This window comes from Halorubrum hochsteinianum (assembly GCF_023702125.1).
Classification (GTDB): Archaea; Halobacteriota; Halobacteria; order Halobacteriales; family Haloferacaceae; genus Halorubrum; species Halorubrum hochsteinianum.
This window is the reverse complement of the sequence record NZ_CP098415.1, coordinates 1570720-1596162: the sequence shown is the minus strand read 5'-3', so window position 1 is coordinate 1596162 and position 25443 is coordinate 1570720. Positions and strand designations below refer to the sequence as shown.

The window sequence follows — 25443 nt, the reverse complement described above, 5'->3', positions numbered from 1 at the left end:
TCGGTCGCGACGGCGCGCGTCAGGCGCGGACCTCGATGAGGAGGTCCGTCTCCGGCGACTCGCCCATCGTCTCGCGGACGCGCTCCCACGAGAGGTCGGTCCGCGCGGTCACCGACTCCGTCGCGACGGCACCGCAGGCGTTGGCGACTAGGATCGGCACCTGGTAGTCGCGCGGGTCGTGCGAGAAGCCGTCGCCGGTGATCTCCGGCTCCCGCAGCGCGGCCGCGAGGAACCCGGCCGCGAAGGCGTCGCCCGCGCCGGTCGTGTCGACCGGGTCGACGTCGAACCCCGGGTGCGAGACGCTGCCGTGCGGGGTGCGGACCGTCGCGCCCTCGCCGCCGAGCTTGATCGCGACGACGCGGTCGTCCGGCTCCCACGGGTCGACGTCGGTCTCGGCGTCAAGCGCGTCGGCCTCGCGGTCGTTCAGGAACAGGACGTCGCTCGCCGCGAGCGCGGCGTCGAACTCGCGGTCGGCCACCCGGCGGCCGGGGTCGAAGCTCCGCGTCGCGCCCGCCTCCGCGGCCGCGGTCGCCAGCGCCGCCGCGGTCTCGGGCTGCTGGCCGGTGAGGTGGAGGTGATTGGCGGCCGCGAGCGTGTCGCGGTCGAGTCCGGCCGCCGAGAACGACTCGTTCGCGCCGTCGTTGGCGAGCATGAGCAGCTCCCCGCCGCCGTCGACGACGACGTACTTCACCGAGGTCGGCTCGGCGGCGTCGACGAGCACCTGTCCGGGGTCGACGCCGGCCTTCGACAGCTCGCGCAGCGCCAGCGCGCCCGACTCGTCGCCGCCGACGCTGCCGTAGACGACCGACTGGCCGCCCAGATCGACGAGTCCGACCGCGACGTTCGCGGCGCTGCCGCCGCCGGACTGTTCGAGCCGCTCGATCCGGGTCTCGCCGTCCGGCTCCGGGAGGGTGTCGACGTGGATCGTCACGTCCCAGTTGATGTGACCCGCGGAGACGACCTTCGGGACGCGAGCGCCCTCCTCGGGGCCGAGGTCCGGATCGGCGTCGACCTCGGGGTCGACGGCGTCGTCGCTTCCCCCGGCGTTGCCGTCGGCGGGCGCGTCCTCGCTCCCCTCGCCGCCGTCGGCGGGCGCGTCCTCGCTCCCCTCGCCGCCGTCGGCGGGCGCGTCCTCGCCCTCCCACTCGTCGAGTTCGCGGTCCCACTCCGCGACCGTCTCGTCCCAGTCGTCGACGCCTTCCTCGGGGGCAGCGACCGGGTCGTCGGCGTCGCCGTCTGCCGCGTCGTCGGGCCCGCTCATGGCTCCGCCCACGGTTCGGCCGCGCCCTCGCCGAACAGCTCCCGCATCAGCGTCACGATGCTCTCCGGCGGGAACTGTCCGTGTTCGGTGACGATCGCGTCCATGTACCGCGGCGGCGTCACGTCGAACGCCGGGTTCTCGACCGCGATCTCGCCGATCGCCTCGCGGGTCCCCGGCTCGATCACCTCGTCCTCGTCGCGCATTTCGATCTCGACGGTGTGGCCCGTCAGCGTCTCCGGGTGGAGCTTGATCGTCTGGGCCGCGGTCATGATCGGGACGCCGCGCTCGCGGGCGTTGACCGCCAGCCCCGAAGTGCCGATCTTGTTGATGACGCCGCCGTCCGCGGCGATCGAGTCGGCACCGACGACCACGTGGTCGACCTCGTCGAGGTACCGCCGCGCCGCCGAGTCGACGATCAGGGTGACGGGGACGCCCATCTCCCGCAGCGCCTCGGCCGTGATGTGGCCCTGCTGGCGCGGCCGCGTCTCCTTGACGACCGCCGAGATCGACTTGCCCTGTTCGACGGCCGCCTCGATGCACGCGAGCGCGTCGGTGGAGTGACAGTGGGTCATCACCGTGTCGCCGTCGGCGAGGCGGTTCGCGCCGACCTCCCCGAGGTCGTCCTGCGCGCGGTCGAGCTGGCGGACGAACGCGTCGCTCGCGTCGACGACGCTGTCCCGGAGCGCGTCGACCGTCTCCCCCTCCATCCGCTGGAGGACGTACCGGAGGGCGTTCGGCAGCGACACCGCCGTCGGCCGCGTCTCGCGGAGGGTGCGCCCCGCGGCGCGCAGCGACGCGCGGAACGCCTCGGGGTCGCTCGCGGTCGCGTCCGCCTCGGCCGCCGCCGCCGCCTGCTCGGCGAGCGCCTCGGCGGCCGCGGCGGCGATGGTCGCCGCGCCGCGGGTCTCCATGGTCGCGATCGCCTCGGCGGTCTCGCGGACCGCCGGGGCCGGCTCCGTGTCTGTCATACCGATCCCGTAGCCCGCCGCGTATTTATAAAACCGGCCGACTGCCGGAGCGGCCGGGGGTCACTCGGCGTCGGGCTGCTGGCCGTAGCTCTCGAACCGCTCCTCGACGGTCGCCATCTGCTCGTCGGAGAGGACGTGCGGCTCGCCCACCGCGGACGCGCGGAGGTAGAGCCGACAGATGTCCTCGACGTGGCGAGTGTTCTCGACGGCTGTCTCGACGTCGGGGCCGGTCACCACCAGCCCGTGGTTCGCGAGGATGGCCGCGTCGGAGTCGGCCTCGGCCATCGCGGCGACGACGTTGGCGGCCAGCTCCTCGGTCCCGTACGGCGCGTAGTCGGCCAGCGGCACCTCCCGTCCCACCGCGGCGATCATGTAGTGGATCGGCGGCAGCTTCCGGTGAAGCGTCGCCATCGTCGTCGCCCACGGCGAGTGGGTGTGGACGATCGCGCCCGGCCGGTCGTGCCCGTAGATGCCCGTGTGCATCGGCACCTCGCTGGACGGGGCCATCCGCCCGGCCAGCCGCTCGCCCTCCAGCGAGACGACGGGCACGTCGACGGCGTCGAAGGAGTCGTACGGGACGCCGGTGGGGGTGACGGCGACGCGGTCGCCCACCCGGACGCTCAGGTTCCCGGTCCGGCCGGGGGTGAGGTCCGCCAGCGCGGGCGCGTGCTCGACGACCGCCTCGCGCGCCTCGCGGAGGAGGTCGGGGTTCGCGTCCCGGCCCGACCCGCTCGCGTCGTCGCGGCTCACGCCGCCACCTCCGTCAGGTCGGCGAGCGCGTCGAGTCGGTGGTCCGGGCGGCGCGGACCGGTGAGGTCCGCCGCGTCGGGCGCGTCGCCGTCGGCGACGAACAGCGCCGTGTCCACGCCGACCGCGTTCCCGCCGGCGATATCCGCGTCGACGTTGTCGCCGACCGCGAGCGCCTCGGACGGTCGGTAGTCGAGTTCGGCGAGCGCGGTCGTGAACGGGAGCGCGCTCGGCTTCTCGCGGCCGACCTCCTCGGAGGTGACGAGCAGGTCGATGCGGTCGTCGATCCCGAGGCGCGCGAGCTTGCGCAGCTGGACCCGCGTCGTGAGGTTGGTCACGACCGCGACGTCGGTCCCCGCCGCCGAGAGGGCGTCGAAGAGCGGCTCGACGCCCTCGCAGAGCGCCATCTCGTCGAGGAAGCCGTCCCAGTAGGCGTCGCCGGCCGCCAGCGCGCCCGCGACGTCCGGCTCGCCCGCGCGCCGGAACAGGCCCCGCTTGAAGTAGACGTGGCGGTCGTGGGACGCGGCGGTGGTGCGTGTCTCGCGTTTCGCCTCGCGGCGGCCGGTCGCGTACAGGTCGTCGAACGCCTCGCGGTCCAGGTCGTACCCGCGCTCGCGGAGGGCGTCGAGCGCGGCCCGCTTGCCCGCCTCGTTGCAGGGAGCGTACGGGTACAGCGTGTTGTCGAGGTCGAAAAGCACCGCCTCGTAGCTCATGGACGGACTCGACGCGGCATCGACTTAAGCGTGCTTCGACGCGCCGACGGGACCCGCCCCGACTTAAAAAGTGGCGTCGTCCGGTTACTGCTCGTTCATCGCCTCGCTGGCGATGTTTCGCCCGCGGGAGTTGAGCGCGACCTCCCGGCGGATCCGGACCTCCTCGACCACTTCGAGGTCGACCAGCCGCTCGAACGTCTCCTCGACGTCGTCGACGTCCATCCCGAGGAACGAAGGGATCTCGAACGGCGAGACGCCGGAGTACAGCGCCATCAGTACCTCCCGGTCGCGGCTGGAGAGGTCGACGTTCGTCGACGAGCGCTCCTCGCCCTTGCGGAGCCACGACTCGACGAACCGCATCCGGTTCGGGTCGCCCGCGACGTGCGTCTCGATGCTCGTCCCCTCGTCGTCGGTGTGTGACACCTCGATGACGGGCTTTTTGCCGCCGTTGACGGTGCGTTTCGCCGCGTCGAGACCGCTGATGTCGTCGAGGTCGAACTTCACGAAGACGCCGCGTTCTAGGGCGGCGTTGAGCCCGTTGTCGTCGATCTTCACGCGGGCCTGCTCCCACTCGGTGTCCTGGACGACGCCCCCCTCGATCGCGGGGTGTTTCGCCATCACGGTCTTCTGGTCGAGCAGCGCGCGGTAGACGTCGCGCTCGAACGACTCGTGGTCGGAGGCGGCGACGAGCAGCACCTGCTCGCCCAGATCGAAGCTCACGTAGTTGGAGACGCGCGCGACCGTCTGGTTCGCGTCGTGGCGGCCGCCGAGCCGCTCCAGCTTCGACAGCGGGACGGTCCGCTTCCCGTCGTTGCCGGCGAGGATGAGCCGCCGGTTCGAGAGGAGGACCCGCCCGGGGGTCCACGAGACGTCGCTCACCTTCCGGCCCTCGCGGACCGCGACCGCGAACTTCGCCTGCGTGTCCGTGATCTTGTACTCGCTGTCCTCTTGGGACATTTACGGTCCCCCTGCGCGCAGCTTCGAGACGGCCGAGAACACGCGCTTTCTGACGGCCTGACTGTCGTCGTCGGCGTACTCTTCGAGGCGGTTCAGCGTCTCCTGTCCGCCGATCTGGCCGAGGACGAACACCGCCTTCGCGCGGGCGTCCTCCGGGTGTTCGGGGCCCAGCTTGTCGAGCAGGCGGTCCTCGACGACCGGCCCGCCGAGGCTCTTCAGGCTCGTGGCCGCGAACTGCGCGGTCTGCGGGTCGTCGTCCGCGAGCGCGTCCGCGAGCGCCTCCACCGCGGTCGACGTATCCGGGTCCGCCACGCGCCCGAGGATCCACGCCGCGTTCCGGCGCTGGCGGGACTGCTGGCCGTCGGTGAGGATCTCGACGAGCGGCTCGACGACCGTCGCGTCGTCGGCCTGCTTCAGCTCCGAGACGACCTGATCGCGGACCGCGTGGCTCTGCTGGGTCGGCACGTTCGAGAGCAGTTCGATGACGGAGTACACCGCCGCGTTGCGCACGACGGGGCTCTCGTCGCCGAGCGCCCGCGCGAGCGGCTCGACCGGCTCCGGGTTGCTCGCCTTCCCGAGCGCGCCGGCCGCGATGCGTCGGATCGACTCGTCGCCGTCGTCGAGCAGTTCGAGGAGCGGCGACAGCGCCTGGTCCGTCCCGATCGTGCCGAGCGCGTTCGCCGCGGCGCGGCGCACGCGCGGGTCCTCGTCGCCGAGCGCGTCGCGGAGACCGGGGACGGCCCGCGCGTCGGCGAAGGTGCCGCAGGCCTGCGCCGCGCGGAGGCGGACGCGCTCGTCCTCGTCGTCGAGCGCCCCGACGAGCGGCTGGAGGCCGCTGGCGTCGTCGAGCCGCCCGAGCGCGTTCGCCGCGGCCATGCGGAGCTCCGGGCGGTCGGCCTCGAGGGCGCGGGCGAACTTGCGCGCGGTGACCCACTCGGCCTCGCCGTCGTTGCCGCCCCCGGTGAGCTCTTCGAGGAGCTGTTCGAGGGCGGCCTCGCCGATGGCGTCCAGCGCGTCGACGGCGGCCCCACGGACCTCGGGGTCGTCGTCGGTGGTCGCGGCGCGGAGCAGGCCGTCGACCGTCGGCTGGTCGCCCTCCTCGCCGATCTCGCCGAGGAACTCGGCGGCGCGGCGGCGAACGGCCGCGCTGTCGCTGCCGAGCGCGTCCCGAAGGCGCTCCGCGTTCCCGTCCCGAGCGTGCTGGTACAGCGACATCAGCGCCTCCCGAACACCCGCCGTCGCTTGTCGATCGGTTCGTAGCGGTCGCTCCGGTTCGGGGGGACGCTCTCGGTCATCCCCAACACGAGGACGCCGTCGTCGGCGAGCGACGCCTCCAGCGTGTCGAACAGGGCGGCCTTGTGGTCGACGTCGATGTAGATCAGCAGGTTGCGACACAACACCACGTCGAAGGGGTCGCGCGCCCCGTCGCGGATCAGGTCGTGCGTCTCGAAGTCGACAAGGCGCTTGACCGCCGGCCGCACGCGGAACGTGTCCTCGTCGCGCTCGACGTACCGGTCCGGGTCCGAGAGCGGCTCCAGCTCTTCGGCGATGTCGGTCGTCCGTGTCGTGTGGTAGACGCCCTCGCGGGCGTTGTCGAGCGCCTCCTCGCTGATGTCGGAGCCGAGCACCTCCACGCGCGACTCGTCGATCCGGTCGTCGTCGCAGGCCAACATCGCGACGGAGTACGGCTCGCGGCCGTCGGCCGACGGCGCGGACCACACCCTGACGCGCCGCTGGTTCGCGGTCCGCTCGCGCAACACCTCGCGGAGGACGTCCCACATCTCCGGGTTGCGGAAGAACTCCGTCACGTTGATCGTGAGCGCGTCCATCAGCGCCTGCCGCTCGTCGTCGTCGTCGCGGAGGATGCGCTCGTACTCGGCGTGCGACTCCGTGTCGCGCCGCCGCATCCGCGCCGTGATCCGCCGGTCGAGGTACGACTCGTTGTAGTACCCCGGCTCGAACGGGACCGTATCGTCGATCTGCCGGAGGACCCCCTCGAACGCCGTTTCGCCCTCGTCGCCCGGTTCGCTCATAGGCTCACCACGTCGAGCACGGCCACGACGTCCCCGTCGCCGAGGACGGCCGTGCCGCTGAGGCCGGGCGTCCCCGAGAGCGGACCGTCGAGCGGTTTGACGACCACTTCCTCCTGGTCTAAGACGGCGTCGCAGTGGAGCGCGACCTGCCGCGTCTCCTCGCGGATCCGGACGAGCATGCCGGCGTCGTCCGGGTCGCCGGCCTCGTCGCCCCCGTCCCCGGCGTCGTCGGGGCCCGGCGCGTCGGCGGTCCCGTCGTCGACCGCGACGCCCCCGTCGGCGGCCGGGGTCTCGTCGGCGGACGCCGCCGCGGACGCCTCGACCGCTCCGGGGTCGACCTCACCGAGCCGCTCGTTGAGCCTGACGACGGGGTAGAGGTCGTCCTCGTGTCTAACGACCTCGTCGCCGTGGACCTCCTCGATGTCGTCCGCGCGGGCGACCTCTGCGATCGACTTGATCGGAATGCCGTACTCCGTGCCGCCGACGTCGACGAACATCACCTTCACGATGGCGACGGTGACCGGGAGCCGGAACCGGACCGTGCTCCCCTCGCCCGGCTCGCTCTCGATCGAGACGGAGCCGTCGAGGTCGCGCGCGGTCGTCCGCACCACGTCCATGCCGACCCCGCGGCCGGAGACGTCCGTGACCTCCTCCGCGGTGGAGAAGCCGGGGTGGAACACGAGGTCGTACACCTCGTCGTCCTCCATCGCCTCAACCGCCTCGCGGCTCTTGACGCCCTCGTCGACCGCCTTGTCGCGGAGCTGGTCGGGGTCGAGCCCCCCGCCGTCGTCGGTGACCTCGATGATCACGTGGTCGCGCTCGCGCTCGGCGGTCAGCTCCACGTGGCCGGTCGGGTCCTTCCCGGCGGCCTCGCGCTCCTCCGGCGACTCGATCCCGTGGTCGACCGCGTTCCGCAGGACGTGCACGAGCGGGTCGCGCATCTCCGTGAGGATCGTCCGGTCCAGCTCCACGTCGTCGCCCTCGATCTCGAAGTCGATCCGCTTGTCGAGGTCCCGGGAGATGTCGCGGACGAGCCGCGGGAACGAGTCGGACACCTGCGAGAACGGGATGAGCCGCATGTCCATCGCCGTGTCCTGGAGGCTGGAGGCGAGCTTGTCCAGCTCGTCTAAGGCGTCGGACTCGGCGTCCGTCCCCTCGATCTCGCGGCGGAGTTTGATCCGGCTCGTCACCAGCTGCTCGACCAGCCCGTACAGCTCGTCGACCTGGTCCACGTCGACGCGGATCGACTTGATCTCGTCGCCGGATTTGGAGTCCGAGCCACCGGAGGACGGCCCGGAGTCGTCGGTTCCGGAGTCCGTCTCGTCGCCCTCCGAGTCTGCGTCGTCGGTCTCGCCGTCGACGCCCTCGGATCCGGTCGCCTCGGGGTCGGCGGCATCGAACTCGTCGTCGGCCTCGTCGCTCGGGGCGTCCGCGGCCGTCTCCTCGACCGCGTCGCCCGTCGCGTCCGCCGCCGTCCCCTCGGCGTCGTCGGCCGCCTCGCCGTCCGCCGACCCGTCGAGCGCGACCGCCGTCACCGACTCGACCTGCGTGAGCGCTTCGAGTCCCTCGGCGAGGACCGCGGGCTCGGTGCCGCCGACGAACGCGTCGAACCGCTCGTCGTACTCGCCGTCCTCCAGCGCCTCCGGGTCGGGGTCCGTCGCGTGCGCGTCGAACTGCTCGTCGAGGGCCTGGAGGACGAGCGCCGCGTCGACCCCCGCCATCTTCGCCTCGCCGATCGTCACGTCCGCGTACGCGACCGGCTCGGGCAGGTCGGCCGCGGCCGCGGGCGGCTCCGGCACCGAGACGTCGGGCGCGTCGGCCTCGTCGCTTTCGGCGTCCTCGTCTGCGCCGGGATCGCCAGCGTCGGAATCGGCGTCGGCGGTCCCGTCGATCTCGCCGTCGCCTCCGGCGTCGTCGGCTCCGGACTCGTCGCCCTCGCCGCCGCCGACGGTGCCGTGTTCCTCCATCTCGCGCAGGCGCGACTCGAGGTCGGAGGGGTCCGTCGACACCTCGCCGGTGTCGGCGATCTCCGAGACCATCGCCTCGACTGCGTCGACCCCCTCGAAGAGGAGGTCCATCAGCTCGGGGGTCACCTCGCGGTCGCCCTGCCGGACCGCGTCCAGCAGGTCTTCGAGGGCGTGCCCGAAGTCGGAGACGTCCTCGTACCCCATCGCAGCGGCGTTCCCCTTGAGGGTGTGCGCGACGCGGAACACGTCGTCCATCGCCTCGGCGTCCTCGGGGTCGGCTTCGAGGGCGAGCAGCGCGTTGTTCAGGTCCGTGATCCCGTCTTCGGCCTCGGCGACGAACGCGGCGCGGTGGGAGTCCATCAGGCCTCACCCCCCACGATCGCGCCGGCGACGTCGTCGAGGTCGTGTACCTCGTCGACCCCGCCGGTCTCGACGGCGCGCTTCGGCATCCCGTAGATGACGCAGGTCCCCTCGCTCTGCGCGAGCGTCCGGGCCCCGGCGTCGGCCATCGCGCGGATCCCCTCGGCGGCGTCGGATCCCATCCCGGTCAGCACGACGCCGACGAGCGGGTCGTCGACCACCTCGGCGGCCGAGCGCATCGTCACGTCTGCCGCGGGGGTGACGGTGTGGGAGTCGTCGTCCGCGTCGAGCTTGACGCGGAGCCGCCCCGAGCGGTAGCTGTCGATCAGGGTGTGGCTGCCGCCGCGGGCGACGAGCGCCTCGCCGGCACCGATCCGCGCCCCGTCGCTCGCCTCGCGCACGTCGTACGCGGACGCCTCGTCGAGCCGGTTCGCGAACCGCGACGTGAACGCCTCCGGCATGTGCTGGACGATCACCACGCGGCAGTCCGCCATCGGCAGCGCCGACAGCACGCGCTCGACCGCGTTCGGGCCGCCGGTCGACGCCGCGATGACCACGGTCAGGGGGCCGTCCACGTCGGCCGCGTCCGCGTCGGAGCCGGAGTCCGAGCGCTCCGACGCCGCGGAACTCGGGTCGTCGCGCTCGCGCGTCGCGGCGTCGAGGTCGGCGTCCGCGACCGACCGCACCGCCTCGACGAGCCGCTCGGACTCGCGCGAGACGCCGGTCGAGACCTCGCCGCCGGGCTTGGCGAAGAAGTCGACCGCCCCGCGGTCGAGCGCCTCGAAGGTGACCTCAGCGCCCTCGTCGGTGTGCGCCGACAGCATCAACACCGGCGTCGGCGTCTCCTCCATCAGCCGTTCGACGGCTTCGAGCCCGCCCATTCCGGGCATCTCGACGTCCATCGTCACGACGTCGGGGCGCTCCTCGGCGACCACCGAGAGCGCCTCTTCTCCGTCCCCCGCCTCGCCGACGACCGCGACCCCCGCATCGCTCAAGAGATCGCTTATCAGACCCCGCATGAACGGGGAGTCGTCGACGACCACCACCCGCGGCGACCCGTCCCGACCGCCGCGCCGATCCGTCGTCCTGCTCATGTTCAACACCGGACCCAGAATCAGCATAAATCCACGGACCCAGTAATCACCCCTGATAATTCAGGGGACACGATTATTTGTCGGTTGACCGCAGGTGCGTGTATGGCAGCCACAGAGGCGGACGCCGAACCGACCAAGGTGTTGGAGTTCGGCCTGGGCGACGGGACGTACTGTCTGGACATCGGCGTCATCGACGAGATCGTCGACGCCGGCGAGCTCACGCGGATCCCGAACTCGCCGGACCACGTCGAGGGCGTGATGGACCTGCGGGGCCGGACGACCACGATCGTCGATCCGAAGACGCTGTTCGAGATCGACGAGGAGGGCCCCCGGGAGCGCATCGTCGTGTTCGACGACAGCGAGATCGACGAGGGCGGGACGGTCGGCTGGATGGTCGACGAGGTGTTCCAGGTCCGCGACGTCGCGCCCGAGGACGTCGACCAGAGCACCACCGTCGAGGACGAGGGCGTCCGCGGCATCGTCAAGTCCGACGACCGCTTCGTCGTGTGGGTCTCCCCGGACGTCGACGACGAGCTGGCGGCCGAGCTCGGCGACGTCGAGGCCGCGGAGGCGTAGACGGCGCTGGGAGGCACGCCGAGGCGGTCGCCGGGAGGGGCCGAAGCGACGCGGTGCCGACGGCGCGAGCCGGGGGCCGTCGGCCGGCCGAACCACGGCTATCGGTTCTCACCCGTGAGAACCGGGTGGCAACGCTTATCAGCCGCGCAATGGGTTGCGTACGTATGCGCGTCTCAAGCGGCGTCCCGGGGTTCGACGATCTCGTCGACGGGGGATTCCCCGAGGACCGTCTGTACGTTGTGAGCGGTCCGCCCGGGAGCGGCAAAACCACCTTCTGTTCGCAGTTCGCGGCTCAGGGCGCTCGAAACGGCGAGGACGTGCTGTACATCAGCATGCACGAGACCAAGGCCGGGATCCGCGAGGACATGAGCGGCTACGACTTCGGGTTCGACCGCGCGCTCGACTCCGACCGCGTCACGTTCCTCGACTCCTTCTCCTCGGACGGCCGGCGGTTCTTCGGGCTGCCCGGGGACCGCCGCGACCGGTCCGGCGTCACCAACCGCCTCACCGGGTTCATCAACTCCCGCGACATCGACCGGGTCGTCTTCGACTCCACCATGCTGTTGCGGTTCCTCTTGGACGACGACGAGGACACGATGATCCAGCTGCTCTCCTCGCTGAAGCGGACCGACGCCACGACGCTGTTGATCTCCGAGATGACCGACCCGAGCGCCTACTCGGAGGAGCACTACCTCGCGCACGGCGTCGTCTTCATGCACAACTACCTCGAGGACGAGGGGATGCGCCGCGGGGTTCAGGTGCTGAAGATGCGGGGAACGGACGTCGACACCGACATTCAGGACGTCGAGTTCACCGACGGCGGGCTCCGGGTCGGCTCGGCGGCGACGGTGACCCACTGATGTACGACCGCACGTTCGGCACGGAGTGGGACGAGCTCTCGCGGGAGGAGGCCGTCGAGCGCGCCTTCGCGCTGGGGGTCGCCGCCGGGGTCGACGAGGCCCGCCCCGACGAGCTGGACCGGGTGCTGGAGGCGTTCCCCGGGAGCTACGACCGGAGCATCGTCGAACTGGCGTACGACGAGGGGCGGACGAAGGCCCTGGAGGCGAAGGCGGAGGGCGACGACCCCGACGACGAGGAGGTGTGGAGCTCCCTCGTCGACGACCTCGGAGCTCCGCGCGAGTCGCCGGTGCCCGCGGCGCTGCCCGGCGCGATACGCGAACTGACACTCACCGAGCGGCCGCGGGAGGGGCCGCCGTCCTCGCTCGACCTCCCCTCAATGCTCCGAAAGTGATCCCTCGGAAGGGTTTTACCGAACACTCTCTCACGTTCACCAAATGACTCTGCTTCCCGACGCTGTCCGCGGTGCCGACAGCGTCCTCATCAGCGGTCCCCCGATGAGCGGGAAGTACGACCTGTTCAACCGGCTGTTGGCCTCGTGGTCCGACGGCCCGGTCGTGATCTCGACGGGGCGGACGGCGGAGAAGGTCCGGGGCGACTACGAGGAACTCACCGGAAACCCGGGCGACGACGTGGTCGTCATCGACTGCGTGACCCACGAGCAGGGCGACAAGCGGGAGGACACGCCGACGACGAAGTACGTCGCGAGCGCCGGCAACCTCACCGACATCGGGATCAAGTTCACCGACGTCGTCGAGTCCTCCGCCGGCCGCGAGCGCGCGGTCGGGATCTACTCGCTGTCGCAGCTGCTCATGTACTGGGACCCCGAGCGGATCTACCAGTTCACCAGAGTGATGACCTCCCAGACCTCCGGCGAGGGGTGGCCGTTCGTCGGCGTCCTCGGCTCGACCGCCCACGACGAGCAGGTCGTTCACACCCTCCACGAACCGTTCGAGACCGTCGTCGAGACCCGGGTCGACGACGACGCGCGGGAGTTCCGCGTCCGCGGCCGCGTCGGGCAGCCCTCCGACTGGAAACCGTTCTGAGCCGGAGTCAGCGGCGGCGAGCGACCCTATCCGACCAGTTCGAACTCCACGCCGACCGGCGGGGCCCCGACGAGTCCCCAGTAGACGAACCGGTAGGGTCCGGGTCCGAGCGGCGGACACACCGTCAGGTCGACGCCGTCGACCGCGTCCGCGATCCCCGCCTCCGTCAGCGTGAGGTCCCACGAGTACGCCGAACTCACGGCGACCGAGTCCTCGCTCCGCGGGAGTTCGACCGCCTCGCCGCCCGTCCCGCCGCGGACGTCGAGCCACCCCGCCTCCGTCTCGCGCTGGACCGAGTAGGCGGACTCGCCGAGCGTGGGGGCGGGGGCGTCGCCCGCGTTCCGGAGCACCACCCGGAGCGACTGGCCGTAGGTCTCGGTCGTCCCCTCGGTGGAGAGCTCCAGTTCCGTCTCGTCGGTCTCGACGGGAGTGCCGACGACCGACGCCTCGAACGGCTGGTCGAGTCGGACGAACCCGTCCTCGTCGCAGGTCAGCGTCGCCGGCGTTCCCTCCGGTCCCTGCGGGCCATCGCCCGCCGCGAAATCGAGGCAGCCGGCCGTCGCGAGGGAGAGCGCGAGCGCGCCCCCGGCGAGCGCGTCGCGTCGCATGTGGTCCATACCGGACCGAGGAGCGCCAGCGGCATGAACCGCACGCGTCGGCGCGGACGGTCGGCGCGCCGAGCGCGTCGGGGAGCCTCGGTCGGGGCGGTTCGGAACCGCTTTCCCGTCGGCCGCCGGACTGCTCCGCATGGAGCTGTTCGGATCGAGCGGCATCCGCGGGGTCGCGCTGCGGTATCTCACGCCCGCGCTGGTCCTCGACATCGCGAAGGCGGCCGGGACGGTGTGGGACGCCGACCGCGTCGCCGTCGCCCGCGACACGCGGACCACCGGCGAGCTGTTCGCGAACGCGGCCGCGAGCGGGCTCGCCGCGGTGGGTTGCGACGTCGACCGACTCGGCGTCGTCCCGACGCCGGCGGTCGGCAACTACTGCGAGTCGGCGGGGGTCCCCGCGGTCCTCGTCACCGCCTCGCACAACCCGCCGGAGTTCAACGGGATCAAGCTCGTCGGCGACGACGGCGTCGAGCTCTCGGTCGACGTGTTAGAGCGGATCGAGCGCCGCGTCCTCGACGACGAGTACGACCGGGCCGACTGGCGGGAAGCGGGCGCGACGACGCCGGTCGACGGGGTCGTCGACGACTACGTCCACCAGCTGATCGAGGCGGTCGACCGCGACGCGATAGCGGACGCCGACCTCACCGTCGCGGTCGATCCGGGCCACGGCGCGGCCTCGGTCGCGTCTCCCCGTATCTACCGCGAACTCGGCTGCGAGGTGCTGACGGTGAACGCGACGCCGGACGGGCACTTCCCCGGCCGCGACTCAGAGCCGGTCCCCGAGAACCTCGCCGACCTCCGGCGGCTCGTCGCGACCACCGACGCCGACGTGGGGATCGCGCACGACGGCGACGCGGACCGGGCCGTCTTCGTCGACGAGACCGGCGCGTTCGTCGACGGCGACACCTCCTTCGCGGCGATGGCGGACGCGTGCCTCGAACCCGGCGACGCGGTCGTCAGCGCGGTCAACGTCTCACAGCGCCTCGTCGACGTCTGCGCCGACAACGACGCCGACCTCGAACTGACCCCCATCGGCGCGACGAACATCATCACCCGGACCCGCGACCTCCACGAGGAGGGGACGAACGTCCCGATCGCCGGCGAGGGGAACGGGGGCGTGTTCTTCCCGCCGTACCGGCTCTCGCGGGACGGGGCGTACATCGGGGCCCGGTTCCTCGAACTGCTCGCGGCCGCGGGCGGCGCGCCCGTCAGCGAGGTCGTCGCGCCGTACGCCGACTACCACTTCGTGCGGGCGAACGTCGAGTACGAGGACGACGACGAGCGCGACGAGATGCTCTCGGCCGCCCGCGCCTACGTCGAGACCGCGGACGCGGAGCCGAACACGACCGACGGCTACCGCCTCGACTACGGCGACGCGTGGGTGCTCGTCCGCCCCTCCGGCACCGAGCCGAAGATACGGATCTACGCGGAGTCCGCCGACGCCGACCGCGCCGAGCGGCTGGCGACGGACATGCGGGTCGCCGTCGAGAGCGGCCGATAACGACGACCCCTTCTACGAAACTGCGGTGGCGCGCGCCGCCGCCCGGCCGCCACCGGCGGCCGCGAGGAGCGCGTGCGAGGGACGCCGCGAGTGCCGCGGGCGACCGGAGGGAGCCCGCAAACGAGCGGCGAGGCTGGGGAGGCGTGAGGCGCGGGGTGGTGCTGTTGCGGGGCGGGACTCGAAGGGGCAGTCGCGAGGGTGAAGCTCGCCGCAGCAAGCACCGCAGCGAGTGAGCGGAAGCAAACGAGCGAGGAGCGCAGCGAGGCGCGCGAGCCGTCGCGACTGGGGCTTCGGCGTTCTCGGTCACGGAGGTACTCCCGACGAAACCCAGTACGTACAGCCGAGCGCCTAAGGGCTTCGGCGGTCTCCCCCGCGGGCTCGCTGGCAGCGATTGAGCAGTAGAGTCAGTCTAATGCGGCCAGCGCCTCGGCCGCCTCGCGGGCCGCTTCGAGGTGGTCGCGGGCGCGCCGCGGGTCGTCGGTCTCCTCGGCGGCCCGAGCGAACCGGGTCAGCGTGCGCGTCAGCGACGCGCGGGCGGCGTCGACGCCCCCCGCGTCGGCGGCCGACCGCGGAGACGCGGACGGGGAGGGCTCGGCCTGTCGAGGGGCAGAGCGATCCGGCTCGGAGCGCTCGTCCGGCGACGACCGCCGCGGCTCCGCCCGCCGCGGCTCTGGCTGCCCGGACGGCGCGGCGGCCGGGGACGAGGCCGGCGATCGGCCGTTCTCGGGTGCGCCGGAATCGACCGATGTGTCGGCGCTGGCCGCGTCGGTCTCGGCCGTTCCGGCGTGGGGGGCCACCGCGCCCGCATCGGGGGGCACCGCGCCCGGGTCAGGGTCGGCCGTGCCGGCGTCGACGCCGCCCTCCGGGGTCGCGTTCGCGACGGGCGGAGAGTCGGCGTCGGTGGCCGGAGAGTCGGCGTCGGTGGCCGGAGAGTCGGCGGCCCCGGCCGAGTTCTCGTCCGCGTTCGCGCCGGTGGCCCCGCCGACCTCGTTCCCGCAGGAGGGGCAGAACTCGCGGCCGTCGTGGCGGAAGATCGGGTCGCCGCAGTTGTCGCAGTGGCGGTTCGTCATCGTCGCGCCCTTTAAGAGGAGCTCGGACATCCGCTGGGTGTGTTCGCGTTTCTGTTCGTCGTCCGCGAGCTTCTCGCGGAGCTTCTCTCGTTCGGCCTCCTTGTCGAACCCGTCGCTCATACGCGGACGAACGTGGTTCGCGGGCAAAAGTCCGGTGGGCTCGGGGCGAGAGGGCCCTCGGCGCTGTGGGGGCGGCTCTCGGACGCGGACCGACTACTCCTCGGTCGCCGTGCGGTCGTGGTCCTCGGGGTCGAGCTCGCCGCGGTGGATCTTCTCGCCGTCCTGCGCGACCTGTCGTCCGAGCACCGCGCACTTCACGCGCATCGGGGAGATGTCGACGCCGAGCATCTCGGTGACGTCGTCGGTGTCCATCTCGTGGAGCTCCTCGACGCCCATCCCGTGGAGCCGCTCGGAGAGCATGCTCGCGGAGGCCATCGAGATGGCGCAGCCGTCGCCGGTGAACCGCACCGCTTCGACGGTCTCTCCGGCGTCGTCGAGGTCGACGTCCATCCGGATCGTGTCGCCACAGGAGGGGTTCTCGCCGACGTGCGTGAAGTCCGGATCCTCGAGTTCCCCGTAGTTGCGCGGGTTCTTGTAGTGGTCGAGGATCTGCTGCCGGTACATGTCCGAGCCCAGTCCCATACTGCCTCCGAGTAGGCCGCTCCGGCTCAAAAGAGTTCCGTCGAGCGCAGTCGCTTATAAATCCGGACGGCCGTGCGGTGGGGCGAGGTGTCGTGCGGTTGCGGGACGGGACTCGAAGAAACCGTCGCGGGGAACGACGCCGTGGACGGGAAACGGGCGGGAGAAACCGGGGAGACGGACTGTTCCGGCTCGCCGACCGCACGCGGCCGTCACAGGCCGACCGAGACGACCGCGTAGAGGAACGTCACGATCGCAGCCGCCAACGCGGCGTGTCCGATCGCCCCGACCGCGACGGTCAGACCGCACACGAAGCGGTCGATCGGTGCCAGCGGATCGCCGAAGACCTCGCGCTCGACGGGTGAGACCGACATAGTTTGCCTCCAAGCGGAAGATCCGGACGATATCACTCAACAACCCGTTAAATTCCCAACGACTAAAATAAACTCGCGGTACTTTGTTCGTTCAAACCGAAGCCCGCGGAACGGATCGAACCGGTTCCGTGCGGGTGTCTCGTACCGAGCGGTTTCGAGCGGACGTGACGACCGACCCTTCCGCCGGAACGCGCGATCGACCCCGACCTACGCCGCGTGCTCGTCGACCCACGCCGCGAGGTCCTCGCCCGGGACGAACCCATCCGCGCGCCGCGCGACCGGCTCGCCGTCGACGAAGAGCACGAACAGCGGGACGCTCCGCACGTCGAACCGCTCGACGAGCGGCGGGTCGTCGCGGGGGTTCACCAGCCCGACCGACACGTCCGCCGCGACGCCGCGAGCGACGTTTCCGACCACCGGTTCCATGCTCGCGCAGATCCCGCAGCCCTCGGTGTAGAACATCAAGAGCGCGACTCCCGCGTCCTCGACGAAGGCGTCGAGCGCCTCCTCGTCCGGCAGAGCGGTCGGCCGAGACCGGACCGCTGACCCGTCCGCGTCCGGGCCGCCGGAAGCGCCGTCGCTTCCGGGGGCGCTGTTGGATTCCATGCCTCACGTCGGGGGCGGCCGGAAATAAACCCTCGCCGCGAGCGTCGATCGCACGGAGGTGGCCGCTCTCGGCTACGATTCCGGGTGGGACTCCGACTCCGACTTCGATCCCGACTCCGGCGGCCCCGGGTCGACGAGCGGGGAGTCCTCGTTCGCGCACTCCGGGCGGCCGCAGACGCCCGCGTCGGCACCGGCCCGGGAGACGCCGGCGTCCACGGACTCGATGTCCCACGCGACGTCGTGGCCGGTCGCCGACTCGTGGTCGCTCACGGCGACGCGGGCGTCCCGGAGCCCGTCGTGGGTCGTCGCGTGCGAGCAGTCGCGACACCGGACCGTAACGCGCGTTTCGTCCATACGGTCGCCTCGGGTCACGGAAGGATAACGACCGCGGTCGAGGCGTTGTGTCGAAAGAGAGGCCGGGAGCGCTACGCGGGGTCGTCGCGCTCCGGTTCGGTCCGCCACCCGCCTTTCAGCGAGACGTACCAGACCGTCGCGCCGGCGAGGCCGAAGACGGCGGCCATGTAGGGGATGATCGGCAGTTCGACGCCGACGAAGTCCAGCACGGTCCGCATCTCGTAGACGATCACGCCGAAGATGGCGAGCGTCACGAGCAGCCCGCCGCGGGAGACATCGACGCTCACCGAACCACCTCGACGAGCGAGGCCGAGGCGTCGGTGACCGCGCCGACGAGCGGCGTCGCGGCGTCCGCGAGCGCGTCGAACAGCGGCGCGACCCACACCGGGTAGGTGCCGACGCCCGGGCCGAGCAGACCCCCGCGCTGGATGATCGCCGCTATCGGGAGGGCGTACGCGAGGACGACCAACACGACCGCGATGCTCACCCACAGGCGGAGGTTATCGAGCACCTGCGGGGCGTCTTCCGAGCCGGAGACGGGGCTCGGAAGCGGCTCCGCGAGCCCGGACACGCGAGGGTTCCCCATCGTCAACGCGAGGTTCCCGAGGAAGAGGATCGTCGAGACGAACAGCAGCGTCCCGCCGATCGCGATCTGGACGTTCAGCTCCTCGAATCCGCCGAACATCGTCGGGTAGTCGAAGCCGGAGTACTCCGGTTCCGCGGTCCGCCGCGGGACGCCGAGCAGGCCCTGGGCGTGCATCGCGTTCGACATCAGCGCCATGCCGATAAACCAGAGCACGACCTGGAACAACCCGATCTGACTGCTGAAGATCGGCTTGTTGCTGATCTGCGGCCAGATCCAGTAGGTCCCGGCCATCATCGTCAGCGCGACCGCGGTCCCGACGGTGAGGTGGAAGTGGCCGGGCACCCACAGCGTGTTGTGGATGAGGTAGTTGATGTTCATCCCCGCGTTGACCATTCCCGAGAAGCCGCCAGCGGCGAACATCAGACCGGCGAGCATCATGCCGGTGAACTCCGGCTTGCGCCAGGGGAGGTTCGTGAGCCAGCCGAGCAGCCCGGTGCCGCCGTTCTGACGAGCGCCGTACTCGACGCTCGCGACGACGGTGAACGCCGTGAGCAGGCTGGGCAACAGCAGGAACATCGTGTTCGTCATCGAGATGAACTTGAACCCCTCGGCGATGCCGGGGTCGAGGTACTGGTGGTGGATCCCGACCGGGGTCGAAAGCAGGAGGAACAGCACGAACACCACGCGGGCCAGCGGGTCGCTGAACAGTCGCCCGCCGGCGATTTTCGGCAGAACCGTGTACCAGAGCATGTACGCCGGCATCAGCCAGAAGTAGACGACCGGGTGACCGAAGAACCAGAACAGCGTCCGGGTGAGCGTCGGATTCACCTGGTCGATCAGGCCGAGCGACCACGGGAGCAGGAACAGCAGCACGGAGGCCGCCACGGCGGACGTGGCGATGTACCACATCGTCATGGTCGTCAACACCATGAACGTCTGGAGCGGAATCCGTTGGTCGGGGTGGTCGCTCCGCCACGCGAGGAACGTCCGGAACCAGTCCGCGCCGGCGATCCACGTGCCGACGATAAACACCACGAGCCCGGTGTAAAACAGCGGATGCGCCTGAAGCGGCGCGTAGAAGGTGAACAGCACGTCCGCGCTCATGTCGATGGAGTCGACGAACCCGGCGAGGATCGAGATTCCGGTGAGCGTCATGCCGACCGCCATCAGCCCGTACCACGTCCACGTGATCTTGATGTTTATCAGCGGTCGATCCAGACTGCGCGTCAGCGCCCAGGTGAACAGTCCGACGAGGAAGAAGATCGTGAAACTGATCACCATGAACACGCCGTGTGCGGTGAGAACGGTATAGTAGTCCGTCGAAGGGATGATCCGCGCGACGTCGGTCCGGTGGAGCGTCTGGATGATGCCGAATATCGCGCCGAGGAACAGCGCGAAGAAGGCGCTCAGGAAGGCCGCGCGAACGACGCGCGCCTCGTCGGGGAACTTGTCGACGAACGTCTGCTCGGCCTCGAGGGCGGTGCTCACGCCGAGTCACCCCCTCGGTTCTCGAACTCCGACTGGCTCACGACGTGGAGCTTCCCCTCCATGACGTGGTGGCCCGCCCCGCAGTACTCGTTACAGACGATCCCGTACTCGGCTGGTTCGTCCGTCTCGACGGTTATCTCCGAGACTTCGCCGGGAACGACCATCGTGTTCGCGTTCGTGCCCGCGACCTCGAAGCCGTGGATCACGTCGCGAGAGGTGACGTGTAACGTCACGGTGCTGTTCGCCGGCACGACGATCGGGGAGGGTTCGAAGGCGAACTGGTAGGCGACGACGTACGCCTCGTACTCGTTCTCGCCGACCTGCTCAACGCGGGGCTCGGAGAACCGCTCGTCCTCGTCGAGCGCTCCCGAGTCGACGGTCTGCTGCGTGTCGGCGACCATCGCCACGCCCGGACCCACCGCGCCGTACGTCACGGTTCCGATGAGCGCGAGGATCAGCACGATCGACAGCGCGAGCCAGAGCTTCTCGTAGGCGTGAATGTGCACGTCTGATCACCCCACTACGACGAGGTCCCGCCCGAGGAACTCCACGTAGTAGATGTACACCCACGCGAGCACCAGAATCGCGAAGTAGATTCCGATGAGCGTGAGCGTCCCGATCGGGTCGAACTCCTCGCCGCCGCCCACGTCCTCCGCGCCAGCGTGTGCGGTCTCGTTTTGGCCCATGGGCGGCGTTGTGTTCAGGGAAACATATAATGTCTACCCGTTCTCGGACCCTGAAAACACGGGTATTATATATTCCCTGAGACCGACAGGACACGGTATGGACTTCTCGATCCAACAGGCCGTGCTCCTCGTTCTCGGCGGCCTCGTCCCCGCGATGGTGTTCATCGCCAACCGCGCGGAGTTCGTCGTGGCGGTGACCATGGTGAACGTCCTGCTCATCTGGGCGAGCCTCCGGATCGCGACCGGCGGGAGCCTGCCGGGATTCGGCGGCGACGCGGCCGACCCGGAACACGCGTAGCCGACCCGGAACACGCGTACCCGACCCGGAACGGCGTCGCCGACCGGAACGGCGTCGCCGACCGGAACGCGCCGAGGCGAGACTGACGGACCGGGGAGGCAACACCCGGCGAAACGGCGGAAACGACCACTCATGTCACGCTGTACGCTCTGTGACCTCCCGACCGGGGACGACCCGCACACGGCTCCCGACGTCGACGGCGAGTTCTGCTGTCGGGGCTGTCTCGCGGTCGCGCGCTCGCTCGACGACGTCGATGACCTCGGGGACCTCGACGCGCGGCGACCCGACGCGACCCCGGGCGAGGGGTTCGACGGCGAGACGACCTTCCTCCACGTCGACGGGATGCACTGCGCGACCTGCGAGTCGTTCTTAGAGATGACGGCCGGCGAGCAGGAGGGGGTCGCGGCCGCCGAGGCGAGCTACGCCACGGACACGATCCGGGTCGACTACGACCCGGAGACCGTGGACGCGGACGAGCTCCCCGACCGGCTCTCGGTCGCGGGCTACACCGCGAGCGACCGTTCGGACCCGGACGACGGGGACGACGACGCGGTCGTCCGCTTCCTGATCGGGGGCGGGTTCTTCGGGATGATGGCGATGCTGTGGTACGTCCTCTTCCTGTATCCGACGTACTTCGGGTACGATCCGATCGTCGATCTCGGCGGCGTCTCCGGGACCTACCTCTTCGCGCAGATCTGGCTGTTCGCCTCGATCGTGCTGTTTTACACCGGCTACCCGATCCTGCGGGGCGCGTACGTGAGCCTGCGGGCGCGGCAGCCGAACATGGACCTCTTGGTGTCGCTCGCGGCCGCGAGCTCGTACGCGTACAGCACGCTCGCGCTGCTCGTCGGCCGGACCGACCTCTACTTCGACGTCACCATCGCCGTGATCTTGGTCGTCACCGCCGGCAACCACTACGAGTCGATCATCAAGCGCCGGGCGACCGGAATGCTCGCCGATCTGACGACGACCGAGGACCGCACCGCGCGGACGGAGGCGGGCGACGTCGTGGCCGCCGACGAGGTCGCCCCCGGCGACCGGCTCCTCGTCCGCCCCGGCGAGCGCGTGCCGTTCGACGGGACCGTCGCCGAGGGGACCGCCGCGGTCGACGAGGCCCTGATAACCGGCGAGTCGCTGCCGGCGACGAAACGCGAGGGGGACGCGGTCCGCGGCGGCACCGTCGTCACCGACTCGCCGGTCGTCGTTGAGGTCGGCGAGGACGCGGCCAACACCCTCGACACGCTCGTGCGCCTGCTGTGGGAGATCCAGAGCTCCCGGTCCGGGATCCAGCGGCTCGTCGACCGGCTCGCGACCGTGTTCGTCCCGCTCGTCGTCGCGGTCGCGACCGTCGGCGCGGTCGCCACCCTCGTGCTCGGGTCGCCGCCGGTCGACGCCGCGCTCGTCGGGCTGACGGTGCTCATCGTCTCCTGTCCCTGTGCCCTCGGGCTCGCGACCCCGCTCGCGGTCGCCGCGGGGATCCGCGACGCCGCCGGGCGCGGCATCGTCGTCGTCTCCGACGCCGTCTTCGAGGCGGCCCCCGACGTGGACACCGTCGTCCTCGACAAGACCGGGACCCTCACCGACGGGGAGATGCGGCTGCTCGACGCGACCGCCGAGCCCGGGACCGGCGTCGACCGCGTCCGCGAGCGCGCGGCCGCCGTCGAGCGCGCCTCGGTCCATCCGGTCGCCGAGGCGATCGTCTCGGGAGTTCGCGGCGGCGAGCCGGACCGCGCCGCGGACCGGGCGGCGGCCGACGGCGGGACCGCGACTGCGGCCCCGACCGGGTCGCCCGACGATCCTCCCGCGACCGACGTCGACGTCCGCGACCGCGGGGTCTTCGGGCGGGTGGACGGCGACGAGGTCGTCGTCGGCCACCGGTCGCTGTTCGCGGAGCGCGACTGGCCGGTCGCCGACCGGCTCCGCGAGGCCGGCGCATCCGCCCGCGACCGCGGGAACGTCCCCGTCTACGTGGGCTGGAACGGGCGGGCTCGCGGGGTCCTCACCGTGGGCGACGAGGTGCGTGAGGGGTGGGAGTCGGTCGTCACCGACCTCGACGCGGACGGCCGGCGGGTGGTCGTGCTCACCGGCGACGCGCCCGCGGCCGCGCGTCGGTTCGCGGATCACCCCGCGATCGACGAGGTGTTCGCCGAGGTGCCGCCGGAGGCGAAGGCCGAGACGGTGCGGCGACTCGGGGCGGACGGCCCGGTCGCGATGGTGGGCGACGGGAGCAACGACGCCCCCGCGCTCGCCGCGGCCGACGTGGGGGTGTCGATCGCCTCCGGCACGGACCTGGCGGCCGACGCCGCCGACGCCGTCCTGCTGGAGGACCGCCTCGCCGCGGTCCCGGAGCTGTTCGCGGTCACGCGCGGGACGAACCGGCGGCTCAGACAGAACCTCGGCTGGGCGTTCTGCTACAACGCGGTCGCGATCCCGCTGGCGCTGTCCGGCGCGCTCAACCCCCTGCTCGCCGCGCTCGCGATGGCGTCGAGCAGCCTCCTCGTGGTGACGAACTCCGCGCGGGTGGTGTTCGACCCCGACTGACGCCGCGCGCCGGCCCGTCAGTTCGCGTCGCCCTCGGGCCCGCCGGCCGTCGTTCCTCCGCCCTCGCTCTCGTCGCGTCCCGCCGGGAGGAGCCGCCGGGCGAGCGCCCCGAGCCGCTTGTACGCGAGGTTGACGTAGAGCCCGGAGAGGAAGACGACGCCGACGACGAGCGGGACGTCGTCGACCCCCTGTCCGAGGACGACGTCCGAGAGCAGGTAGATCCCGACGCCGAGCGGGAGCGCCGCCGGCAGCCGGAAGTTGTACCGCACGAGCGTGCCGACCGACACGTCGAACCGCTCGATGAGCGTCGTGAACACGAACCCGAGCGCCCCGAGCAGGCTGAACAGGGGGACGGACGGAGGGACCACGCCGGGCGAGAGCCCGTCGACGCCGGCGAGCGGCGCGTCGATCGCGAGCGACGCCGCGGCGGCGAGCGCGACGGTGAGGAGGAGGTCGACGGCGATCACCGCGATCCCGAGCGGCGAGCGGTACCATGTCCGGTCGAAGCGCGACGGTTCCCCGTCGCTCGCGGCCGATCCGTCGCCGTCGGTCGTCCGACCGGCGGCCGTCGAACCGTCGGCGGCGACCTCGCCGCGCGTCCGCTCCGATGCGTCCGACATCGACCGGCGGTTCGTCCGCCACCGACAATTAGTTTGTCCCGTTCGAACAGCCGGGGAAAAAACCGACAGAGCGGTCGGACCGCGTGATCCGATCAGAGAGCGGCGAGAGCCGGCGGGTCGGCGGTCACGCGGCCGCGCCGACGTGCGGCTTGACCGCGCGGACGATGGCGTCGACGTCGTACTCGTCCTCCTCCTTGTCGAAGACGACCTCGTCGTCGGCGCGGACGACGAACACGCCGGCGTCGCCCGTCACCAGCGCGACCTCGTCGATCGACTCCCCGAACTGCTTGAGGATCGCCTCGGAGACGTCCTGAGCGCGGTTCAACATGCCACACGGTACGCAGTACTCGATCTCGACTCGTGTCATGCCCCTCCGTTCGTCCCGAGCGAACTTAAAACGGGAGCCGCCCGAGGAGGGGACTCCAGCGGTCGGGCGCGGCGGCCGTGCCGCCGGGGCGACGAGGCGCTCATTCGGACTCGGGCCGCTCGACGCCGGCGAACTCGAACCGCGCACCGCCGTCGGCGCTCTCGGCGACGCGGACGGTCCAGCCGTGCGCCGCGGCGATCCGGTCGACGATGGAGAGCCCGAATCCGGTCCCGTCGTCGGCGGACGTGTATCCGGGGTCGAGGACGCGGTCGCGCTCGTCCGCCGGGATCCCGGGTCCGTCGTCCTCGACGTAGAACCCGCTCTCGTCGGCGAGCGTCCCGACCCGCACCGTGACGTCGCCGCCGTCTCCGACCGCGTCGCCGGACTCTGTCCGGCTGCCCGTCGAGCCGTGCTCGACGCTGTCGTCGGGCTCCGCCCGACTGCTCGTGGGACCGTGTTCCACGCTGTCGCCGGACTCTGTCCGGCTGCTCGTGGGACCGTGTTCCACGCTGTCGCCGGACTCTGTCCGGCTGCTCGTGGAACCGTGTTCCACGCTGTTCCGGAAGAGGTTCTCGAAGACGTGCGAGAGGCGGTCGGGGTCCGCCCGGATCGTCGCCGTCTCCGCGGTTTCGAGGGTTGCCTCGCCGGTGTCGACCCGCGCCCAGCAGTCGGCGGCGCAGGTCGCGAGGTCGACGTCTGCGGCCTCGTCGACGGTCTTCCCCTCCCGGGCGAGCGCGAGCGTCTCGTCGACGATGGCCGAGGTCCGTTCGAGCGCGTTCTCGACCGCCCGGAGGTGCTCGTCGTCCGGGTGCTCCCGGCGCGCGAGGTCCAGACGCCCGGTGGCGACGCTGAGCGGGTTCCGGAGGTCGTGGCTCACGACGCTCGCGAACTCGTCGAGCCGGTCGCGCTCGCGCTCGGCCTTCTCCCGACGGACGCGCGCACGCTCCGCCGCGACTTCCCGGTCTATCGCCCGCGCCTCGAAGACGCCGACTGCGAGTCCGATCCCGCCGCCGAAGCCGATCGCCCATCGGGCCCACCCGACGACCTGAAACGTCGTGGTCGTCGGAATCGCCGCCATGAATCCGAGGTTGATCAGGAGGAATCCGACCGTCCCCACGAGAC

29 protein-coding genes are annotated in these 25443 nt (G+C 71.2%); 7 read left to right on the top strand and 22 right to left on the bottom strand.

Annotation, left to right across the window (positions count from 1 at the left end; genetic code table 11):
• Nucleotides 1-19: 19 nt before the first annotated feature.
• From NAF06_RS07960 to cheB, 9 genes are all read right to left on the bottom strand, one after another.
• A complete protein-coding gene (locus NAF06_RS07960; RefSeq protein ID WP_008584578.1) occupies nucleotides 20-1261 on the bottom strand; it encodes an ATP-dependent ribose-1-phosphate kinase in 1242 nt (413 codons plus the stop codon).
• Nucleotides 1258-2229, bottom strand: coding sequence for a ribose 1,5-bisphosphate isomerase (locus tag NAF06_RS07955; RefSeq protein ID WP_008584580.1), 972 nt, complete (start codon nucleotides 2227-2229; stop codon nucleotides 1258-1260). Before NAF06_RS07955 ends, NAF06_RS07960 begins: the two co-directional genes overlap by 4 nt.
• A gap of 60 nt (nucleotides 2230-2289) precedes the next feature.
• Nucleotides 2290-2979, bottom strand: coding sequence for a ribulose-1-phosphate aldolase (locus tag NAF06_RS07950; protein ID WP_008584582.1), 690 nt, complete (start codon nucleotides 2977-2979; stop codon nucleotides 2290-2292).
• The gene (locus NAF06_RS07945; protein WP_008584584.1) at nucleotides 2976-3689 is read right to left on the bottom strand and encodes a ribulose-1,5-bisphosphate 5-phosphatase; all 714 of its coding nucleotides are present in this window, start codon (nucleotides 3687-3689) and stop codon (nucleotides 2976-2978) included. Before NAF06_RS07945 ends, NAF06_RS07950 begins: the two co-directional genes overlap by 4 nt.
• 84 nt (nucleotides 3690-3773) lie before the next feature.
• Complete coding sequence (locus NAF06_RS07940; protein ID WP_008584586.1) at nucleotides 3774-4646, bottom strand: CheF family chemotaxis protein; 873 nt, start codon at nucleotides 4644-4646, stop codon at nucleotides 3774-3776.
• Nucleotides 4647-5861 carry a HEAT repeat domain-containing protein gene (locus NAF06_RS07935; protein ID WP_008584588.1) on the bottom strand — a complete coding sequence of 405 codons (1215 nt, stop codon included), beginning with the start codon at nucleotides 5859-5861 and terminating at the stop codon, nucleotides 4647-4649.
• Nucleotides 5861-6679 carry a CheR family methyltransferase gene (locus NAF06_RS07930; RefSeq protein WP_008584591.1) on the bottom strand — a complete coding sequence of 273 codons (819 nt, stop codon included), beginning with the start codon at nucleotides 6677-6679 and terminating at the stop codon, nucleotides 5861-5863. Before NAF06_RS07930 ends, NAF06_RS07935 begins: the two co-directional genes overlap by 1 nt.
• Entirely contained in the window at nucleotides 6676-9006 is a 2331-nt protein-coding gene (locus tag NAF06_RS07925) for a chemotaxis protein CheA (protein WP_008584593.1), read from the bottom strand. The genes NAF06_RS07930 and NAF06_RS07925 overlap by 4 nt, the downstream gene beginning before the upstream one ends.
• Nucleotides 9006-10100: a chemotaxis-specific protein-glutamate methyltransferase CheB gene (gene cheB, locus NAF06_RS07920; RefSeq protein WP_192813810.1), complete on the bottom strand. Its 1095-nt coding sequence runs from the start codon at nucleotides 10098-10100 to the stop codon at nucleotides 9006-9008. The genes NAF06_RS07925 and cheB overlap by 1 nt, the downstream gene beginning before the upstream one ends.
• A 102-nt stretch (nucleotides 10101-10202) precedes the next feature.
• On the opposite strand from cheB, the gene NAF06_RS07915 reads away from it, so the two are divergent.
• The 4 genes from NAF06_RS07915 (at nucleotide 10203) to NAF06_RS07900 (ending at nucleotide 12580) form a co-directional block, all read left to right on the top strand.
• A complete protein-coding gene (locus tag NAF06_RS07915; protein ID WP_008584597.1) occupies nucleotides 10203-10676 on the top strand; it encodes a chemotaxis protein CheW in 474 nt (157 codons plus the stop codon).
• Nucleotides 10677-10840: 164 nt separating this feature from the next.
• Nucleotides 10841-11536, top strand: coding sequence for an RAD55 family ATPase (locus NAF06_RS07910; protein ID WP_006630322.1), 696 nt, complete (start codon nucleotides 10841-10843; stop codon nucleotides 11534-11536).
• Nucleotides 11536-11928 (top strand): DUF8057 family protein, encoded by a 393-nt coding sequence (locus NAF06_RS07905; RefSeq protein ID WP_008584600.1) that lies wholly within the window; start codon nucleotides 11536-11538, stop codon nucleotides 11926-11928. Before NAF06_RS07910 ends, NAF06_RS07905 begins: the two co-directional genes overlap by 1 nt.
• A 43-nt stretch (nucleotides 11929-11971) precedes the next feature.
• Nucleotides 11972-12580 carry a DUF7504 family protein gene (locus NAF06_RS07900; RefSeq protein WP_006630320.1) on the top strand — a complete coding sequence of 203 codons (609 nt, stop codon included), beginning with the start codon at nucleotides 11972-11974 and terminating at the stop codon, nucleotides 12578-12580.
• A gap of 26 nt (nucleotides 12581-12606) precedes the next feature.
• Here the strand turns inward: NAF06_RS07900 and NAF06_RS07895 are convergent, their stop codons facing one another.
• The gene (locus tag NAF06_RS07895; protein WP_008584603.1) at nucleotides 12607-13197 is read right to left on the bottom strand and encodes a hypothetical protein; all 591 of its coding nucleotides are present in this window, start codon (nucleotides 13195-13197) and stop codon (nucleotides 12607-12609) included.
• A gap of 130 nt (nucleotides 13198-13327) precedes the next feature.
• On the opposite strand from NAF06_RS07895, the gene glmM reads away from it, so the two are divergent.
• Nucleotides 13328-14692, top strand: coding sequence for a phosphoglucosamine mutase (gene glmM / locus NAF06_RS07890; RefSeq protein WP_251106141.1), 1365 nt, complete (start codon nucleotides 13328-13330; stop codon nucleotides 14690-14692).
• A 404-nt stretch (nucleotides 14693-15096) separates the two neighbouring features.
• Here glmM and NAF06_RS07885 read toward each other — a convergent pair whose 3' ends face one another.
• From NAF06_RS07885 to NAF06_RS07845, 9 genes are all read right to left on the bottom strand, one after another.
• Complete coding sequence (locus NAF06_RS07885; protein ID WP_008584622.1) at nucleotides 15097-15882, bottom strand: Sjogren's syndrome/scleroderma autoantigen 1 family protein; 786 nt, start codon at nucleotides 15880-15882, stop codon at nucleotides 15097-15099.
• Between the two features lie 93 nt (nucleotides 15883-15975).
• The gene (gene sufU, locus NAF06_RS07880; protein ID WP_006630315.1) at nucleotides 15976-16404 is read right to left on the bottom strand and encodes a Fe-S cluster assembly sulfur transfer protein SufU; all 429 of its coding nucleotides are present in this window, start codon (nucleotides 16402-16404) and stop codon (nucleotides 15976-15978) included.
• A 209-nt stretch (nucleotides 16405-16613) separates the two neighbouring features.
• Nucleotides 16614-16775, bottom strand: coding sequence for a hypothetical protein (locus tag NAF06_RS07875; RefSeq protein ID WP_192813811.1), 162 nt, complete (start codon nucleotides 16773-16775; stop codon nucleotides 16614-16616).
• 207 nt (nucleotides 16776-16982) lie between these two features.
• On the bottom strand, nucleotides 16983-17381 hold the full coding sequence (locus NAF06_RS07870) for a thioredoxin family protein (protein WP_008584626.1): 399 nt from the start codon (nucleotides 17379-17381) through the stop codon (nucleotides 16983-16985).
• 72 nt (nucleotides 17382-17453) lie between these two features.
• On the bottom strand, nucleotides 17454-17735 hold the full coding sequence (locus NAF06_RS07865) for a DUF7542 family protein (protein WP_008584628.1): 282 nt from the start codon (nucleotides 17733-17735) through the stop codon (nucleotides 17454-17456).
• A gap of 71 nt (nucleotides 17736-17806) precedes the next feature.
• Complete coding sequence (locus NAF06_RS07860; RefSeq protein WP_008584630.1) at nucleotides 17807-18022, bottom strand: hypothetical protein; 216 nt, start codon at nucleotides 18020-18022, stop codon at nucleotides 17807-17809.
• Nucleotides 18019-19809 carry a b(o/a)3-type cytochrome-c oxidase subunit 1 gene (locus tag NAF06_RS07855; RefSeq protein ID WP_008584632.1) on the bottom strand — a complete coding sequence of 597 codons (1791 nt, stop codon included), beginning with the start codon at nucleotides 19807-19809 and terminating at the stop codon, nucleotides 18019-18021. Before NAF06_RS07855 ends, NAF06_RS07860 begins: the two co-directional genes overlap by 4 nt.
• Nucleotides 19806-20315, bottom strand: a complete 510-nt coding sequence (locus tag NAF06_RS07850) for a cytochrome c oxidase subunit II (protein ID WP_008584634.1) — start codon at nucleotides 20313-20315, stop codon at nucleotides 19806-19808. Before NAF06_RS07850 ends, NAF06_RS07855 begins: the two co-directional genes overlap by 4 nt.
• Nucleotides 20316-20321: 6 nt before the next feature.
• Entirely contained in the window at nucleotides 20322-20495 is a 174-nt protein-coding gene (locus NAF06_RS07845) for a hypothetical protein (RefSeq protein ID WP_006630309.1), read from the bottom strand.
• A 97-nt stretch (nucleotides 20496-20592) separates the two neighbouring features.
• Here NAF06_RS07845 and NAF06_RS07840 point away from each other — a divergent pair, with 97 nt between their 5' ends.
• Nucleotides 20593-20793: a DUF8131 family protein gene (locus NAF06_RS07840; RefSeq protein ID WP_008584637.1), complete on the top strand. Its 201-nt coding sequence runs from the start codon at nucleotides 20593-20595 to the stop codon at nucleotides 20791-20793.
• Between the two features lie 132 nt (nucleotides 20794-20925).
• Entirely contained in the window at nucleotides 20926-23334 is a 2409-nt protein-coding gene (locus tag NAF06_RS07835; protein WP_008584639.1) for a heavy metal translocating P-type ATPase, read from the top strand.
• 17 nt (nucleotides 23335-23351) lie between these two features.
• Here NAF06_RS07835 and NAF06_RS07830 read toward each other — a convergent pair whose 3' ends face one another.
• The 3 genes from NAF06_RS07830 to NAF06_RS07820 form a co-directional block, all read right to left on the bottom strand.
• On the bottom strand, nucleotides 23352-23954 hold the full coding sequence (locus NAF06_RS07830; protein WP_008584641.1) for a hypothetical protein: 603 nt from the start codon (nucleotides 23952-23954) through the stop codon (nucleotides 23352-23354).
• Nucleotides 23955-24078: 124 nt separating this feature from the next.
• Entirely contained in the window at nucleotides 24079-24321 is a 243-nt protein-coding gene (locus NAF06_RS07825; RefSeq protein WP_049908811.1) for an Rdx family protein, read from the bottom strand.
• Between the two features lie 100 nt (nucleotides 24322-24421).
• The gene (locus NAF06_RS07820; RefSeq protein WP_008584645.1) at nucleotides 24422-25438 is read right to left on the bottom strand and encodes a sensor histidine kinase; all 1017 of its coding nucleotides are present in this window, start codon (nucleotides 25436-25438) and stop codon (nucleotides 24422-24424) included.
• Nucleotides 25439-25443 lie beyond the last annotated feature (5 nt).